At 72.9% G+C, this 1,678-nt stretch carries 2 protein-coding genes; both read left to right on the plus strand.

Annotation, left to right across the window (positions count from 1 at the left end):
- The coding region (locus tag PUR26_RS02260; RefSeq protein ID WP_329868611.1) for a glycoside hydrolase family 1 protein at nt 1–944 on the plus strand (944 nt) is incomplete at its 5' end.
- Between the two features lie 153 nt (nt 945–1,097).
- The coding region (locus tag PUR26_RS02265; RefSeq protein ID WP_329868612.1) for a glycoside hydrolase family 1 protein at nt 1,098–1,678 on the plus strand (581 nt) is incomplete at its 3' end.

Raw genomic sequence — 1,678 nt, forward strand, 5'->3', positions numbered from 1 at the left:
TCCAGCGCTGGACCACCCTCAACGAACCCTGGTGCAGCGCCTTCCTCGGATACGGCTCCGGAGTCCACGCCCCCGGACGCACCGACCCCGTCGCCGCCCTGCGCGCCGCCCACCACCTCAACCTCGGCCACGGCCTCGCCGTCCAAGCCCTGCGCACGGCCCTGCCCTCCCGGGCCGAGGTGTCGGTCTCGCTCAATCTGCACCAGGTCAGGCCGCTCACCGACGCGTCCGAGGACCTGGAGGCGGTGCGCAGGATCGACGCGGTCGGCAACCGGATCTGGCTCGGTCCCATGCTGAACGGCGCCTACCCGAACGACCTGCTGGAGGACACCGCACGGCTCACCGACTGGTCGTTCGTCCGGGACGGCGACCTCACCGACACCAACCAGCTGCTGGACTGCGTGGGAGTCAACTACTACACGCCCACCGTGGTGTCGGCGGCCGGGCAGGGCGACGAGTCCCTGCGCAACGACGGGCACGGCGGCGGCGCGTTCTCCCCGTGGCCGGGTGCGGAGGAGGTCGCGTTCCACCAGCCGCCCGGCGAGCGGACCGACATGGGCTGGACGGTCGACCCCACGGGCCTGTACGACCTGCTCATGCGGCTGACCGGTGAGCACCCGGGCCTGCCGCTGATGATCACGGAGAACGGCGCGGCCTACCCGGACCAGGTCGCCGCCGACGGAACGGTGCACGATCCGGAGCGGATCGCCTATGTGCACGGGCACCTGGAAGCCGTCCACCGGGCCGTGGAGAGCGGCGCCGATGTGCGGGGCTACTTCCTGTGGTCCCTGATGGACAACTTCGAGTGGGCGTACGGCTACGACAAGCGGTTCGGCGCCGTGCACGTGGACTTCGCCTCCCAGACGCGTACGCCCAAGTCGAGCGCCCACTGGTACGCGCGCGTGGCGCGTTCGGGCGAGCTGCCGGCCGCGGGCGACGTGTAGGCCCGGGCACCGGGACCCGCCCCGCCCGGACCGCGCCTCGCCGTCCGGGCACCGGGACCCGCCCCGCCAGTCCGCACCGTCGGTCCACCCCGTCATTCCGGCCCTTCCGGCCCGCCCCGTCAGTCCGCCTCCGTCCACCTCGGGAGCTCGTCCATGTCCGTCGGCTTTCCCCCCGGCTTCCTGTGGGGCACCGCCACCGCCGCCTACCAGATCGAGGGCGCCGCCCAGGAGGACGGCCGTACCCCCTCCATCTGGGACACCTTCAGCCACACCCCCGGACGCACCCGCGACGGCGACACGGGCGACGTCGCCGCAGACCACTACCACCGCCGCTCCGAGGACGTCCGCATGATGGCGGAGCTCGGCGTGAACGCCTACCGCTTCTCGGTGTCCTGGCCGCGCGTCCAGCCCACCGGGCGGGGCCCGGCCTCCCGGAAAGGGCTCGACTTCTACCGGGGTCTCGTCGACGACCTGCTCGGGCACGGCATCACGCCCGTCCTGACCCTCTACCACTGGGACCTGCCGCAGGAACTGGAGGACGCGGGCGGCTGGCCCCACCGCGCCACCGCCGAACGCTTCGCCGACTACGCCGATATCGTCGCCGACGCCCTCGGCGACCGCGTCCAGCGCTGGACCACCCTCAACGAACCCTGGTGCAGCGCCTTCCTCGGATACGGCTCCGGAGTCCACGCCCCCGGACGCACCGACCCCGTCGCCGCCCTGCGCGCCGCCCA

Source organism: Streptomyces sp. SP18CS02 (genome assembly GCF_036322365.1).
GTDB lineage: Bacteria > Actinomycetota > Actinomycetes > Streptomycetales > Streptomycetaceae > Streptomyces.